The sequence below is a fragment of the Xanthobacter luteus genome, from assembly GCF_040049235.1.
Lineage (GTDB): Bacteria > Pseudomonadota > Alphaproteobacteria > Rhizobiales > Xanthobacteraceae > Xanthobacter.
This window is the reverse complement of sequence record NZ_JBDZDO010000001.1, coordinates 405,261-419,935: the sequence shown is the minus strand read 5'-3', so window position 1 is coordinate 419,935 and position 14,675 is coordinate 405,261. Positions and strand designations below refer to the sequence as shown.

General features: G+C 70.3%; 14 protein-coding genes. 3 read left to right on the top strand and 11 right to left on the bottom strand.

What is annotated here, in order from left to right:
- Positions 1-9 precede the first annotated feature (9 nt).
- From ABLE88_RS02110 to ABLE88_RS02100, 3 genes are all read right to left on the bottom strand, one after another.
- Positions 10-663: an amino acid ABC transporter permease gene (locus tag ABLE88_RS02110; protein ID WP_348829746.1), complete on the bottom strand. Its 654-nt coding sequence runs from the start codon at positions 661-663 to the stop codon at positions 10-12.
- Between the two features lie 70 nt (positions 664-733).
- A complete protein-coding gene (locus tag ABLE88_RS02105) occupies positions 734-1,564 on the bottom strand; it encodes a transporter substrate-binding domain-containing protein (RefSeq protein WP_348829745.1) in 831 nt (276 codons plus the stop codon).
- Entirely contained in the window at positions 1,561-1,917 is a 357-nt protein-coding gene (locus tag ABLE88_RS02100) for a hypothetical protein (protein ID WP_348829744.1), read from the bottom strand. Before ABLE88_RS02100 ends, ABLE88_RS02105 begins: the two co-directional genes overlap by 4 nt.
- On the opposite strand from ABLE88_RS02100, the gene ABLE88_RS02095 reads away from it, so the two are divergent.
- Positions 1,916-2,713, top strand: coding sequence for an IclR family transcriptional regulator (locus ABLE88_RS02095; protein ID WP_348829743.1), 798 nt, complete (start codon positions 1,916-1,918; stop codon positions 2,711-2,713). The genes ABLE88_RS02100 and ABLE88_RS02095 overlap by 2 nt on opposite strands.
- Before the next feature lie 53 nt (positions 2,714-2,766).
- Complete coding sequence (locus ABLE88_RS02090) at positions 2,767-3,807, top strand: threonine aldolase family protein (protein WP_348829741.1); 1,041 nt, start codon at positions 2,767-2,769, stop codon at positions 3,805-3,807.
- Between the two features lie 76 nt (positions 3,808-3,883).
- On the opposite strand, the gene bchE is transcribed toward ABLE88_RS02090, so the two are convergent.
- From bchE to ABLE88_RS02070, 4 genes are read right to left on the bottom strand one after another with little or no spacing between them, the layout of a single operon-like run.
- Complete coding sequence (bchE, locus tag ABLE88_RS02085; protein ID WP_348829739.1) at positions 3,884-5,416, bottom strand: magnesium-protoporphyrin IX monomethyl ester anaerobic oxidative cyclase; 1,533 nt, start codon at positions 5,414-5,416, stop codon at positions 3,884-3,886.
- 10 nt (positions 5,417-5,426) lie between these two features.
- Positions 5,427-6,122 (bottom strand): polyprenyl diphosphate synthase, encoded by a 696-nt coding sequence (gene uppS / locus ABLE88_RS02080; protein ID WP_348829738.1) that lies wholly within the window; start codon positions 6,120-6,122, stop codon positions 5,427-5,429.
- Between the two features lie 48 nt (positions 6,123-6,170).
- A complete protein-coding gene (locus ABLE88_RS02075) occupies positions 6,171-6,563 on the bottom strand; it encodes a transcriptional regulator (RefSeq protein WP_348829737.1) in 393 nt (130 codons plus the stop codon).
- Positions 6,550-7,164, bottom strand: coding sequence for a hypothetical protein (locus ABLE88_RS02070; protein WP_348829736.1), 615 nt, complete (start codon positions 7,162-7,164; stop codon positions 6,550-6,552). The genes ABLE88_RS02075 and ABLE88_RS02070 overlap by 14 nt, the downstream gene beginning before the upstream one ends.
- A 188-nt stretch (positions 7,165-7,352) precedes the next feature.
- On the opposite strand from ABLE88_RS02070, the gene ABLE88_RS02065 reads away from it, so the two are divergent.
- Complete coding sequence (locus ABLE88_RS02065; protein ID WP_348829735.1) at positions 7,353-8,183, top strand: transglutaminase-like domain-containing protein; 831 nt, start codon at positions 7,353-7,355, stop codon at positions 8,181-8,183.
- 54 nt (positions 8,184-8,237) lie between these two features.
- Here the strand turns inward: ABLE88_RS02065 and ABLE88_RS02060 are convergent, their stop codons facing one another.
- The 4 genes from ABLE88_RS02060 to ABLE88_RS02045 all read right to left on the bottom strand — a co-directional run bounded on the left by ABLE88_RS02060 (position 8,238) and on the right by ABLE88_RS02045 (position 14,653).
- A complete protein-coding gene (locus tag ABLE88_RS02060) occupies positions 8,238-9,074 on the bottom strand; it encodes an ABC transporter ATP-binding protein (RefSeq protein WP_348829734.1) in 837 nt (278 codons plus the stop codon).
- A 14-nt stretch (positions 9,075-9,088) separates the two neighbouring features.
- Positions 9,089-10,051: an ABC transporter substrate-binding protein gene (locus ABLE88_RS02055; protein WP_348829733.1), complete on the bottom strand. Its 963-nt coding sequence runs from the start codon at positions 10,049-10,051 to the stop codon at positions 9,089-9,091.
- 104 nt (positions 10,052-10,155) lie between these two features.
- Positions 10,156-10,953, bottom strand: a complete 798-nt coding sequence (locus ABLE88_RS02050; RefSeq protein WP_348829732.1) for an ABC transporter permease — start codon at positions 10,951-10,953, stop codon at positions 10,156-10,158.
- A gap of 43 nt (positions 10,954-10,996) precedes the next feature.
- Entirely contained in the window at positions 10,997-14,653 is a 3,657-nt protein-coding gene (locus ABLE88_RS02045; RefSeq protein WP_348829731.1) for a hydantoinase B/oxoprolinase family protein, read from the bottom strand.
- Between the last annotated feature and the right edge of the window lie 22 nt (positions 14,654-14,675).

The following is a 14,675-nucleotide window of genomic DNA, read 5'->3' as shown; positions in this document are numbered from 1 at the left end:
GGCGGCCTCCTACTCGGCGACCCGCAGGCGCCATTCGAGCACCCGCATGGCGAGCGTGAACGCGCTGGTGATGGCGAGGTAGAACAGAGCGAGGGTGAAGAAGACCTCGTAGACGGCGGCGGTGCGGTCGGCGATGAGGCGCGCCTGATACATCAGCTCCATGACCGAGAGCGTGGAGACGAGGGCGGTGTCCTTGATCAGCATCACGCCCTGGTTGGCGATCGGCGGGATCACCTTCCTCAGCGCCTGGGGCAGCACGACGATGAAGAACGCCTGGCGCTGGAGCATGCCGAGCGCGAGCCCCGCCTCCGCCTGCCGGCGGCTCACCGAGCCGATGCCGGCGCGGTAGATCTCGCACAGATAGGCGCCGTTCTGCGCCGCGAGGGCGATCAGGCCGGCGGTGAAGCCGGTGAGCGGCCAGCCCATCACCGCCGAGCCGAAGAAGATGAAGTACATCTGCACCAGCACCGGCGTGTTGCGCATCAGCTCGACGAAGGCCGCCGCGGCGGCCGGCAGCAGCCGCACCTTCGCCAGCCGCGCCAGGACCAGCACCAGCCCCACGAGCAGCGCGCAGGCGAAGGCGAGCGCCGACAGAAGGAGCGTCACCTTCAGCCCCTCGAAGAACAAAGGCAGGTTACGCTCGATCAGGTTGACATCGATCATGCGGGGCGTCCGGTCCGCCGGGAAGGGCAGGCGGGGCGGCCATGCCTGGCGGCCCCGCTTGGCGTCGGGCTCAGTTGGGCGCCGCCGCGGTGTAGAAGCGCTGCGGCGGCGGGTTGCGGCCGAACCACTTGCGGAACACCTCCGTATACTCGCTGTAGCGCGAGCCGGACCTGAGCTCCTGCACCACGGTCGAGATGTAGAGCCAGAGGGTGAAGTCGCCGGGCTTCATGAACACGGCATTGTTCTGCACGTTGCCGAGCAGCTCGGGCAGGGCCATGAGGTCGGCATTGTTGGCGGCGTAGTGGTCGATCACCGGCGTGTCCATCTGCATCGCCTGCGCCTGGCCGCTCTTGACCGCGAGGAACATGGCGCTCGGCGTGTCGAAGGTGAGCACCTTCATCTTGGGCAGGAAGCGCTTGGCGCGGTCGGCCATCTGCGGGTTGGAGAGGTTGGCGAGCGTGAACTTCTCGTTGTTGAGGTCCGCCACCGACTTCACGCCCGCATCCTTGCGCACCAGCACCGACAGGCCGCTGTCCATATAGGGATAGGAGAAGGCGACGCGGGCGGCCCGGTCGGGATAGACCGTGGTCGCGGCGAGGCCGATGTCGGCGCGGCCGGACAGCACCGACGGCCAGCGGCCCTCGCTCGTCACGGTGACGAACTCGATCTTGTTGGGATCGCCCAGGAGGCCTTTGGCGATCAGGCGCGCGATGTCGATGTCGAAGCCGACCAGTTCGCCCTTCTCGTCGGTGAAGCACAGCGGCGGGGCGGTGCTGAAGGTGGCGACGATCAGCTTGTCGCGCTTGATGATCTCGTCGAGGCGCGATTGGGCGAGCGCGGGAATTGCGGCGGCGAGGCTCAGGACGAACGCGCCGACGACCGCGAGCGCGGATGCTTTCACTCTTCGGCTTTGCTGAATGTGCGACATCTGTTCCGACCTTCTGGTTGGCGGCCGTCGCTCGCGGCCATGCCTGGCGGCTGCGCGAACGCACGGCCCATCTGGCGGCTCTCGACGCAGCATCGCCGGGGCGGTCGCTGCGGCTCGGCATCTATCGGTGTTTTCACCATTTGCGCCTTGCAGCGTGAGACCGTTCCGCGCCCCTTGCAAATGGCTTTTTTCATTTTTCGAAATTTTTTCTGCAAAATTTCAGAATTGATTTGTGCGGGTCCGATCGCCAGACTTGTGGCTCGAGACCGCCGCTTCCGGTGTGCGGGGCGGCCCGGGGAAAGATTTCGTGCGGCGAGTTCTTTCATGACCAAGACCACGAGCGAACTCGACGCGCCGTCCGAGCGCATCTTCGCGGTGATCGATTGCCTCGTGCGGGCGCGCGCGCCCCTGACGGTGACCGACATCGCGCAGGCGCTCGATCTGCCGGCGCCCACCGTGCACCGCATCGCCCGGCAGCTTGCCGACCGCGGCTACCTGAAGCGCGCGCTCGGCGCGAAGAGCTTCCTGCCCGGCCGCCGGCTGGTCGCCCTCGGCATGGAGATCGTCGGTGCGGCCTTCGCCGCCGACCGGCCGCGCGACATCCTGGTGGGCCTCGCCCGCCGGCTGGACGCGCACTGCCACGTGGGCGTCGTGGTGGACGACGAGGTGGTCTATGTGGACGCGGCGCGCATGACGCGGCCGGGCCTCCAGTTCGAGCCCGGCGGCTCGGCGCCGGTCCACGCCACCTCCATCGGCAAGCTGCACCTTGCGCAGCTCAAGCCGGACGCCCTCGCCCAGCTGCTGGCCGCCATGCCCCTGCGGCGCTTCACCGCCACAACCATCTGCGAGCCGGCGGCGCTGCTCGCCGAGCTCCAGCGGGTGCGCAAGCGCGGCTGGGCCTCGAGCAATGCTGAGTTCACGCCGGGCGTGGTCGGCTGCGCGGTGCCGATCGTCGACGCGCGGGGCCGCATGATCGCCGGCCTCGGCCTCTCGGCGCCCGCGGCCAACGTCGCGTTCTCCACCCTGCGCCAGTATGTGCCCGCGATGCAGGAGGCGGCGCGTCAGATCTGCGATCTCGTCCTCGAGGACGCCGAGCGCGCCCCCAGGGTCCGCATCGCCTGACCATTCCTACCGCGCGCGGCGCCGCGGCGCCGCGCGCATCCGAAAGGCAGACCATGGACTTCCTCTCCGAGAACACCGCGCCGGTCCACCCCGCCGTCGTCGACGCCGTGGTGCGCGCCAATGACGGCTACGCCACCAACTTCGAGTCCGAGGCCTGGACCACGCGGGCGCTGGCGGCGCTGAAGGAGGCGTTCGGCTGCGATCTTGCCGCCTTCACCGTGTCCACCGGCACGGCGGCGAACGCGGTGGCGCTCGGCGCCATCACGCCGCGCTGGGGCGGCGTGCTCTGTCATTTCGACGCCCATATCGAGACCGACGAGTGCGGCGCGCCCGAGATGTTCACCGCCGGCGCGCGCCAGATCCCGATCGCCGGCGACCACGGCAAGATCGATCCCGCCGCGCTCGCCACTTTTCTGGAACAGGCGCGCTTCGGCGTGGTCCACGCCATCCAGCCGGCGGTGCTGAGCCTGACGCAGCTCACCGAGGCCGGCACCGCCTACCGGCCGGACGAGATCGCCGCCCTCACCGCCATCGCCCGGCGCCACGGTCTGCTGGTCCACATGGACGGGGCGCGCTTTGCCAATGCGGTGGTGGCGCACCGATCGGGCTTCGCCGAGATGTCGTGGCAGGCGGGCGTGGACGTGCTCACCCTCGGCACCACCAAGAGCGGCACGTTCGGCGCCGAGGTGGTGATCACCTTCCGCCCCGAGCTCGCCGAGGCGATCTCCTACATGCGGAAGCGCGGCGGCCATTTCGCGCCCAAGACGCGCTTCCTCGCGGCGCAGGTGGAGGCCTATCTTTCCGGCGCGCTCTGGCGCGCCAACGCCGAGACCGCCAACGCCGCCGCCGCGCGTCTCTCGGCCGGCCTCGCCCGGCTGCCGGGCGTCGAGATCCTCCACCCCACCGACGGCAACGAGGTGTTCGTCGCCATGCCCGACGCTTTGGCGGACCACCTCTGGGCCGGCGGGGTGCGCTTCCACCGCGACTGGCGGCCGCGGCCGCGCCACCACCGCTTCGTCATGTCCTGGGCCGCGCGCTCCGCGGACATCGACGCGGTCCTCGCGCTCGCCCACGCCCCGGTCGCTGCGGAATAGGGGCCGGGCGGGGCTTCCCCCGTGCCGCCCCTTGCCGCTCCGGCGCCCGCCGTCGGCGTTCGGTAGGCGCTTGCCGTCAAAGGCCTCGGCCCTTGACGGCGTCCCGCCTGGGCGCGGCGGGCGCGGGCGCCATGGCATATTCCTCCTGCTCCTGCGGTCGGCCCCAGAAATCGGCGACCGACGCCCCCGTGTCCCGGGGCGGCCGGCGCAGGAAGCCGAGGATTTCGTGCGGCCATACTCTGCGGCCCATTTGGGCGTACCAGCGCATGGCGTGGCGCAGGTCGGCTTCCGGCCGGCAAAAGGTGCGCAGGAGCGCCTTGGGCCGCAGTTGCAGCACCGCCTCGGTGAGCTTGACCCATGCAAGGGTCCGCCAGGCCGGCATGTGGCGGGTGGCAAGCACCTGGTGCTTGTAGTCCCAGCGCCGGCGGTCGGGCTCGATGACCCTGCGGTCGGCCGCCAGCCGGTAATAGGGCGTCCAGCGATGCGGCGTCACATACAGCATCTGGATCTGGTCCGGGTCGTAGGCGAGCAGCCGCTTGAGGCCGCGCCAATGGTCGCCATCGGTCTCCTCCTCGAAGCCGACGACCCAGGTCGCCATGGACAGGATCGCATGCCGGCGCAGGAGCCGGATCGCTTCGCGGTCCGTGTCCACCGTCCCGCCTTTGCGGATGAGGGCCAGGGTCGCCGCGTCGGTGTTCTCGAGCCCGAGCAGGAAGCGAACCCAGCCCGCCTTTCGGTAGAGGTGGAGGATGTCCGCATCGCGCACGATGTCGTCGGCGCGGGTGGAGCCGACGAGCACCAGATCCACGTTCTCCGCGATCAGCGCCTCGAAGAAGGCTCGCCACGCCTTGCGCGACGAAGTGGGGTTCTCGTCGGCGAAATTGACCACCTTCACGCCGTGGTCGCGGTGGAGACGGGCCAGTTCCTTGGCGAAGAGGACCGGGTCGCGGTGACGCCAGCGGGTCCAGAAGCCGCGCTGGCCGCAATAGGTGCAGGGGTGGGGGCAGCCGCGCGAGAATTGCACCACCACCGCCCGCAGTCCGCCCCAATAGGAATAGCGCGCGTGGTCGATGAGCTCCCAGCCGACGCGATAGGCGTCGAGATCCTGAAGCACCGGCGCGGGCGGGGTGGCCCGCGCGCCGCCCGCATCGCGAAAGGCGATGCCGGGGATGCCCGCGAGGTCGGCCCCGGCCTCCAGCGCGGCCATGAGGCGGCGCGCCGTCTCCTCCCCCTCGCCCCGGACGATGGCCGTCACATGGGGCTCGGCGTCGAGGATCTCGCGCCAGTGATAGGTGGGAAATACGCCGCCATAGATGATGGCGGCCAGCGGCAGCACCTCGGCCATGGCGGCGGCGACGGCGGCGATGACCGGATGGCCGGAGGTCGAGCCCGAGTGCCCGAAAAGCACCCCGTCCGGCCGGAAGGCCAGGGCGGCCGCCACCAGGTCGGCGGGCGCCATGGGGCCGAATTCGCCGTCGACGAGGTGGACCTCGTGCCCGTCGTCGATCAGCGGCCCGCCGATGGCGAGCAGCCCCAGCGGCGGCAGATGGTCGTCGGGAATGCGGCTGCCGATGGCCGGATGCGGCACGTTGACGAGCAGGATGCGCATGGGCCCCGCCTCACGCCGCCGAGGGAAGGGCGCCGAAGCGCCGCTCGCGGCCCCGGAAATCGGCGACGGCTGCTTCAAGGTGAGCGGCGCAGAAGTCCGGCCAGAGCACGTCGCAGAAGCTGAGCTCGGCATAGGCGCATTCCCACAGGAGGAAATCGGAGAGGCGCTTCTCGCCGCCGGCACGGATCAGCAGGTCGACGGGCGGGACGTCGGCCCCGGCCACCAGCCGGCCGAAGGCGTCCGCGTCGAGCGCGGCGCCGGCCGCGGCGTGGGCCGCCGCGAGGATGGACTGGCGGCCCGAATAGTCGATCGCGATGCGCAGGTGCAGCGCCCGACCTTCCGACGTGCGCCGCTCCATCCAGTCAATGGCATCGCGCACATGGCCCGGCAGGCGGTCGCGCCGCCCGATGACCGAGGCGCGCACGCCGGCCTTGGCGAGATCCTCGGTTTCCTTGAGCAGGAAGTGGCTGAGCAGGGCCATGAGCGCGCTCACCTCCGCCGCGGGCCGGGCCCAGTTGTCGCAGGAGAACGCGTAGAGCGTCAGCGTGCCGATGCCGGCGGCGGGCGCCGCCGCGACGATGCGGCGGGCGGCGTGCGTCCCGGCCTCGTGCCCGGCGGTTCGCGGCAGTCCGCGCCGTGCCGCCCAGCGGCCGTTGCCGTCCATGATGAGCGCGGCATGGATTTTGTCTGGCAGAGAACTTTGCATTGTAAAGTTTCCAATCATGCGAAGGTCGAAGGTTCGGCGCAAGGCGGGTCAGAACTTGAAGGCGGGCTTGCCGGGCGCGGGCGTCGCCGGTGCCGCGCGGCCGGGCGATCTGGCCGCGGCGGCGGCGTCGTGCACCACCTGCTCGAGCACCGCGAGATAATCGAGGAAGCGCGTGCGGCCCGCCGCCGTCATGCGGCAGGTGGTAAGCGGCCGCGCTCCCTCGAACTTCTTCTCGATCTCCACCAGCCCGGCCTCCTGCAGCACCTGCAGATGGCGGCTGAGATTGCCGTCCGTCAGCCCGCAGAGCTGCTTCAGATCGCCGAAGGACAGGCCCTTGGGGTGGCCGGCGAGCGAGGTGAGGACACTAAGCCGCGCCTTCTCGTGGATGACGCGGTCGAGGCCCTCATAGGCGAAGGGCGCCTTGTCGTCAGCCTGGCTCATGGTCGCTCTCCGAAGCAAAATGCAGGATCGCTGCGACGAGGAATTGCCCGAGGGCGAAGGGCACGCCCATGGTCAGTGGCGAGAGGCTGCGGGTAGGGGCCGCGAGCACCAGCACGACGAGGCCCGCGAGCACGTAATAGGCGCCGGCGATGGCGATGGGGCGCGGCAGGATGCGCAGCGACGCGAAGATGCCGAGCCCGATCAGGATCTGCCACAGCCCCGGCAGGAGCCACAGCGCATCCGGTGCGAAGCGCCACAGGACGATGAGAAGCAGGGCCCCCACGGCGCCCGCCGGCACCATCTGCTCGGCCGCGTGGCGCAGCAGATCGTCGGCAAGGCCGGCGTGCCGGCGCCGGGTGCGCGCCACCATCTCGGCGCCGATGATCGCCACCGCGACGACCGCCACCGCGATCCAGAAGGCGAAGAAGGAGAAAGGCTCAACCGCCCCCTCCAGCCGCGCCTGCTGGAGCCCCGCGGCGGCAAGCGCCAGCAGGCCGGTCGCGGCCACGGCGCCGGGGCCATAGCCCTGGAAAGCGGTCCCTGCGGCAAGCTGGGAGCGGATGGCGAGGATGTCGGCCAGGGCCTTGTCGAGGTCACGCATCTGCGGTCCGCGCCCGTTACTTTACAATGCAAAGTAAGCACGAACGCAAAGCGAAGGCAATCCCCATCGGCCGCGGCCCTCGCCGTCCACGCCCCCGCGCCTGCGCATTGCCTGCTGCAAGGGGGAAACAAAGCGCGGGCTTGGGCGTTTCCCCCGCAAACGCCAGGTCGGCGCCACCGGGGAGAGCGATGCGGTTCCAAGTGCATTCCAGCCTCGAATACGAGGTCAAGACACCCTGCGTCTTCATCCTCAACCTGGAAGCGGCGGCATTGCCGCGCCAGCGCATCGTCGCCGAGCGGCTGCAACTGGCGCCGGCGCATCCGATCGACCGCTTCGCCGAGGACGAGGGCGGCAGCCGGTTCTTCCGGGTCATCGCCCAGCCCGGGCCGTTCCGCATCGCCTATGAGGGCGAGGTGGCGGTGAACATGCTCGACCGGGCGCCGGAGGACATCGCCGAGGTGCCGGTCGGCGAGCTGCCCCTCGACATCCTGCCCTATCTGTACCCGAGCCGGTTCTGCCAGTCCGATCTGCTCGGGCGGTTCGCCCGCCGCGCGTTCGAGGACGCCGCGCCGGGGCATTCGCGCGTCACCGCGATCTGCAACTGGATCTACGAGCACGTGGACTACGAACGCGGCTCGAGCAATTCCCAGACCTCGGCCTACGACACCATGGTGCTGCGCGCCGGCGTGTGCCGGGATTTCGCCCATCTCGGCATCGCCTTCTGCCGCGCGCTCAACATCCCGGCGCGGTTCGCGAGCGGCTATGCCTGGAAGCTCGACCCGCCGGACTTCCACGCCGTCTTCGAGGCCTATCTGGGCGGCGAATGGTATCTGTTCGACGCCACCCGCCAGGCGGCGCTGCAGGGCCTGGTGCGCATCGGGGTCGGACGGGATGCCTCGGACGCGGCCTTCGCCACCATCTTTGGCGACGCCGCGTTCAAGGCCATGTCGGTGGGCATCGAGGCCGCCCAGCCGGTCGCCGACGAGGAGCCCACCACCCGCGCCGTGGGCGTAGGCTGAGCGCCGCGCGCGGCGCCGGCGCCGGGGCGCGCGCCGCCCCGGGCTCGAGCGGTCCTATTCCGCCTCGGCGTGGCGGCCGATGTCGCGCCAGATGCGCTCACACACATCGCGGAACTCGGGCAGGAGGCGCACCTCCCGGAAGTCGCGCGGGCGCGGCAGGTCGATGCGGTATTCGCTCTTGATGCGGCCGGGCGGGCCCTCCATCACCACCACCCGGTCGGACAGGCCCACCGCCTCCTCGATGTCGTGGGTGACGAACACCACCGATTTCGCATCCTGGCTCCAGATGCGCAGCAGCTCGCGGCCGAGGATCATCTTGGTCATGGCGTCGAGCGCGCCGAACGGCTCGTCCATGAGATAGAGCTCGGGGCCGTAGGCCAGCAGCCGGCCGAGCGCGGCGCGCTGGCGCATGCCGCCGGACAGGGCGCTCGGGCGGTAGTCGGCATAGCGCTCGAGGCCGAGCAGCTTCAGGAGCGCGGCGATCCGCGCTGGGCGCTCGGCCGCCGGCGTGCCGTTGAGCTCCAGCGCGACGGCGATGTTGGCCGACACGCTCGCCCAGGGCAGAAGCGTGTCGCGCTGGAACATGAAGCCGACGCGCGGCGGCGGCGCGATCACCTCCTCGCCGGCGACGACGATGCGCCCGTCCGAGACCGGCACGAGGCCGGAGATGAGCCGCAGCAAGGTCGACTTGCCGCAGCCCGACGGGCCGACGATGGCGAGGAACTCGCCCTCGGCGAGGGTGAGGTCGACGTTCTCGATCACCCGGGCGCTCCCGCCGTCCGGGGTGGGGTAGGTCTTGGAGACGCCGACCACGCGCACGCGCGGCGGCGGCCCGGCAACCGCCGGACTTTCGCCCGGTGGTGCAGAGGCGGCGCGCATGTCGCGCTCCATGAGGGCCTCCGTTCTCATTTGCCGACCAGCTTGGGGTCGAACGCCTCGTCCAGCGTCACCGGCTTCAGCGTGTCGTCCGAGACCAGCACGATCTCGTTGAGGTTCTTGAGCGAATCCGGGCTCACCACGCCGCCGGCCGGGGTACGCGCCACCGCGGTCTTGGCCACCGCGGCGATCAGGGACGGGGAGAAGTTGGGATACATCTTGGCGAGCACGGTCTCGGCGAGCTTGCCGTCCGCCTTGAGGTCGGCGATCGCCTTCACCACCGCCTGGGCGAACGCCTTCGCCACCGCCGGGTTCTTCTCCACCCACGACTTCAGCACGATGGCGCCGAACGAGGCGTAGGGCATCTCGCGATAGTCGATCACCACCTTGTAGGCGCCCGCCTTCTCCAGCATCGCGGCGACGTCGGTGGTGATCAGCAGGCCGGCATCCACCTGGCCGCTGTCGATGGCCGCCTTCATCGGCGCGCCGCCGCCGGTGCCGACGATCTGGAAGTCGCGCTCCGGGCTGAAGCCGGCCTTGGTGATGGCGTAGCGCAGGGTGTTGTCGGTGAGGCTGCCGGGGGAGGTGATGCCCACCTTCTTGCCCTTGAGGTCGGCATAGGTCTTGCCCGGGAAGTCGGCTTTGGCGAGCAGCGCGTAGGAGTGGAACTCGTCGAGCGCCACCAGGATCTGCGCCGGCTGGCGGCGCGCCTTCAGGCGCACCACGTGGTCGGCGGCGCACAGGCACATGTCGATGGAGCCGCTCACCAGCGCCTGCACCGCCGGCCCGCCGCCCTTGAAGGCGACCATCTCCAGCTCGATGCCGGCGTCCTTGAAGTAGCCCTTCTCCTGGGCGGTGAAGATGGGCAGCAGCGCCTCGTTGAAGGCGGCGGTGCCGGCGGTGATCTTGGTCTGCGCCGCGGCCGGCGCGCTCAAGGCGGCGAGCGCCGCCGCCGCGAGGGCGAGGGACTTGAGGCGGAAGGTCGGTGACATCTGGTGGCTCCCCTGGAAGGTTGGACCGTGGTGTCACTCCGTGCGCGGTTTCCTCGGCTTTTCTTGGCTTTGCGTGCCACGTTTCGGGTCACGGGCTTGTCGGTCTATTTGGCGGGCGTCAGCCAGCGCTCCATGAGGTTGACGGCCTGGTTCATGAGCACGGCGATGATCATCAGCGCCGTGAGGCCGGCGAACACGCCGGTGGTGTCGAGGCGGCCGGAGGCATGCTCCACGTACCAGCCGAGGCCGCGATTGGCGCCCAAGAGCTCGCCCAGGACCGAGCCGATGAGGGCGAGGCCGACGCTGATGCGCGCCGCCGCGAACAGCCAGGGCAGCATGGCGGGCAGCTGCACCCGCCGGGCGATGAAGGCGGGGGAGGCGCGCATGGAGCGCATCAGGTCGATCAGGTCGCGGTCCACCTCTTTGAGGCCCTGCATGGTGTTGAGCAGGAAGATGAAGACCACGAAGGAGAACGCCATCATCACCTTGGACAGGAGGCCGATGCCGAACCACAGGATGAACAGCGGCGCGAGCGCGATCCGCGGCAGGCTGTAGAGCCCCATGATGTAGGGATCGAGCGCTTCCGCGAGCCGGGGATAGCGGGCCAGCAGCAGGCCGATCGCGAAGCCCACCATGAGGCCGAGCGCCAGCCCCAGCAGCGCCTGCCACACGGTGGCGCTGGCGTGCCACCACAGATCGCCGTTCAGCGTGATGCGCCACAGCCGCTCGGCGACGAGGTCCGGGCTCGAGATCCAGAACGGGTCGACGATGGTGTTGGCGAGCGCGTACCACGCCGCCACGGACAGGACGAAGACGAGCAGCCGGTCGGCCCAGATGCGCGCCTTGGCGGCGGTGAGGAGGGGCCTTGCCGGCCGGGTCGCGGCGTCGATCTCTGCGCTCATCGTGCGGCCTTTGCGGTTCGGGGGCGGGACGGGGCCGGGGCGGTCAGGCGACGGGGCATGGGACCGCCTCCCGCGCGCCGTCCGCGGCATGCGCCTGCGGCGCGGCGGGCGGGCCGTAGCCGCCGCCGGTGGGGGTCTCGATGATCACCGCGTCGCCGGTGGAAAGCGTGGCCTGGCCGCAGCCGCCGAGGTCCTCGATGCGTCCGCCGGCCCGGCGCACGCTGTTGCGCCCGAGCGCGCCGGGCGCGCCGCCGGCCGCCCCGAACGGCGCCACCCGGCGGTGCGAGGAGAGGATCGCGCATTCCATCGGCTCCAGGAAGCGGATGGTGCGGCGGGTGCCGTCGCCCGCGCTCCAGCGCCCCTTGCCGCCGGAGCCGGGGCGCAGATGGAAGTCCTCCAGCACCACGGGATAGCGGAATTCCAGCACTTCCGGGTCGGTGAGGCGGGAATTGGTCATGTGGGTGTGCACCCCGCCGACGCCGTCGAAGCCGGGGCCGGCCGGCGCGCCGGAGCAGATGGTCTCGTAATACTGGTAGGTGGCGTTGCCGAAGGTGAGATTGTTCATGGTGCCCTGCGCCGAGCCGAGCGCCCCGAGCGCGCCGAACAGGCAGTCGGTGACGTGCTGGCTTACCTCCACGTTCCCGGCCACCACGGCGGCGGGATAGACCGGCGCCAGCATGGAGCCCTCGGGCACGACGATGCGGATCGGCCGGAGGCAGCCGGCATTGAGCGGGATCTTGCCGTCCACCATCACCCGGAACACGTAGAGCACGGCGGCCTGGGTGACCGGGCCGGGGGCGTTGAAATTGTCCAGCCGCTGGGGCGAGGTTCCGGTGAAGTCGACGGTGGCCTCGCGCTTTTGCTTGTCCACCGTGATCTGGACCTTGATCACCGAGCCCTGGTCCAGCTCCACCGCGAAGGCGCAGTCGTCCAGCGTGTCGATCACCCGGCGCACGCTCTCCGCGGCGTTGTCCTGCACGTGGCCCATATAGGCGGAGACCACGTCGAGCCCGAAATGGGCGATCATCTTGCGCAGCTCGGAAGCGCCGCGCTCGGAGGCGGCGATCTGGGCTTTGAGGTCGTTGACGTTCTGCACCACGTTGCGCACCGGGTAGCGCGCCGACGTGAGCAGCTCCACCAGCTCGGTCTCGCGGAAGCGGCCTTCCTCCACGAGCTTGAAGTTGTCAATATAGACCCCTTCCTCCTCGATATTGGTGGCGCGCGGCGACATGGAGCCGGGCGCTACCCCGCCCACGTCCGCATGGTGGCCGCGGGCGGCGACGTAAAAGAGGATGTTCTGCCCCGCATCGTCGAACACCGGGGTGACGACCGTGATGTCCGGCAGATGGGTGCCGCCATTGTAGGGCGCGTTGAGGGCGTAGACGTCGCCCGGCTTCATGCGCCCGCCATTGGCGCGGATCACGCTCTCCACCGACTTGTCCATGGAGCCGAGATGCACCGGGATGTGCGGCGCGTTGGCCACCAGCCGCCCCTGCGCATCGAACACCGCGCAGGAGAAGTCGAGCCGCTCCTTGATGTTCACCGAATAGGCGGTGTTCTGGAGCGTCACGCCCATCTGCTCGGCCACCGACATGAACAGGTTGTTGAACACCTCCAGCAGCACCGGGTCCGCCTGCGTCCCCAGCGCCGCCGCGTGGCGGGCGGCGACGCGGCGGGTGAGGACGAGGTGGTTGCGCCCCGTGATCTCGCCCGCCCAGCCGGGCTCGATGACGATGGTCTGGTGCGGCTCGATGAGCAGCGCCGGGCCGGCGATGGTCTCGCCGCGCTTCACCTCATCGCGCACGAACACGCCGGCCTCGTGCCATTCCCCCTGGGAGAAGAAGCGCGTCCGCGCCGCCGGGGCGGCCTCGCCCGCCGCGACGGGTTCTGCCGCCTCGTCGATCTTCGAGCCGCCGCCGATGGCCTCGGCCGAGATCGCCTCGATCACCAGCGCCTTGGTTTCGTCGATGAAGCCGAAGCGGGCGCGGTGGGCGGCCGCGAACGCGGCCTTCATCTCGGCGACCGGGCCGAACGGCACCAGCAAGGACGTGTCGGTGCCGGCATAGCGCACATGGGCGCGGCGCATCACGGCGATGTCGTCGGCGGGGATGCCCTGGCCTTCCAGCTCGGCGCGCACCACCTCGGCCTCGCCGTCGAGCGCGGCGCGGGCGATCTCGGCGCCGTCCTCGTCGAGCGGCGCCTCCATTGTGCGCTGGCGGGTCGCGCGGATGTCGGCGAGCCCCATGCCGTAGGCCGAGAGCAAACCGGAGAAGGGATGGATCAGCACCGTGCGCATGCCGAGCACGTCCGCCACCAGGCACGCATGCTGCCCGCCCGCGCCGCCGAAGCATTGCAGCGCATATTCGGTCACGTCATAGCCGCGCTGCACCGAGATTTTCTTGATGGCATTGGCCATGTTCTCGACCGCGATGCGGATGAAGCCGTCCGCCACCGCCTCGGGCGTGCGGTCCTCGCCGATGCGGGCGGCGAGCGCTTCGAAGGCGGCGCGCACGGTGGCGGTGTCGAGCGGCTGGTCGCGGCCGGGGCCGAAGATCTTCGGGAAGAAAGCGGGATCGAGCTTGCCCACCATGACGTTCGCGTCGGTTACGGCGAGCGGCCCGCCGCGCCGGTAGCAGGCGGGGCCGGGATTGGCGCCGGCCGAATCCGGACCGACCGTCAGGCGCGCGCCGTCGAAATGCAGGATCGAGCCGCCGCCGGCCGCCACTGTGTGGATCGCCATCATGGGCGCGCGCATGCGCACGCCGGCCACCTCGGTCTCGAACGCGCGCTCATACTCGCCGTCGAAGTGCGACACGTCGGTGGAGGTGCCGCCCATGTCGAAGCCGATCACCTTGCCGAAGCCGGCGATCTGCGCCGTCTCGACGCAGCCCACCACGCCGCCGGCCGGGCCGGAGAGGATGGCGTCGCGGCCCTGGAACAGATTGGCGTCGGTGAGCCCGCCGGAGGACATCATGAACATCAGGCGGGTTGCCGCGTCGGCGCTGTTCAGCTCGCCCGCCACCTGGTCCACGTAGCGGCGCAGGATGGGGGAGAGATAGGCGTCCACCACCGTGGTGTCGCCGCGTCCCACCAGCTTCATCAGCGGGGACACCTCATGGGAGACCGACACCTGCGGGAAGCCGACCGCGCGGGCGATCGCCGCCACCGCCTGCTCGTGGGCGGGGTAGCGATAGGCGTGCATGAAGACGATGGCGCAGGCTTCCGCGCCCCGCGCGCGCGCCGCCTGAAGGTCGGCGCGCACCTTCGCGAGGTCGGGCGCCCGCTCGATGGTGCCGTCGGCGCGCACCCGTTCGTCCACCTCCACGACGTCGCCATAGAGCTGCTCGGGCTTGACGATGCGCTTGGCGAAGATGTCCGGGCGGTCCTGGTAGCCGATCCGGAGCGCGTCGCGGAAGCCGCGCGTGGTGACCAGAACGGTGGGCGCGCCCTTGCGCTCCAGAAGCGCGTTGGTGGCGACCGTGGTGCCCATCTTCACGGTGGCGATCTGGTCGGCCGGGATCGGCGCGCCGGGGGCAAGCCCCATCAGCTCGCGGATGCCGTGGATGGCGGCGTCGCGATAGGCCTCCGGATTCTCGGACAGCACCTTGTGGGCGACAAGGCCGCCGTCCGGCCGCCGCGCCACGATGTCGGTGAAGGTGCCACCGCGATCGATCCAGAAATCCCACCGAGAACCGTTCATCGTGCGTCTTGTCCCAAGGGGT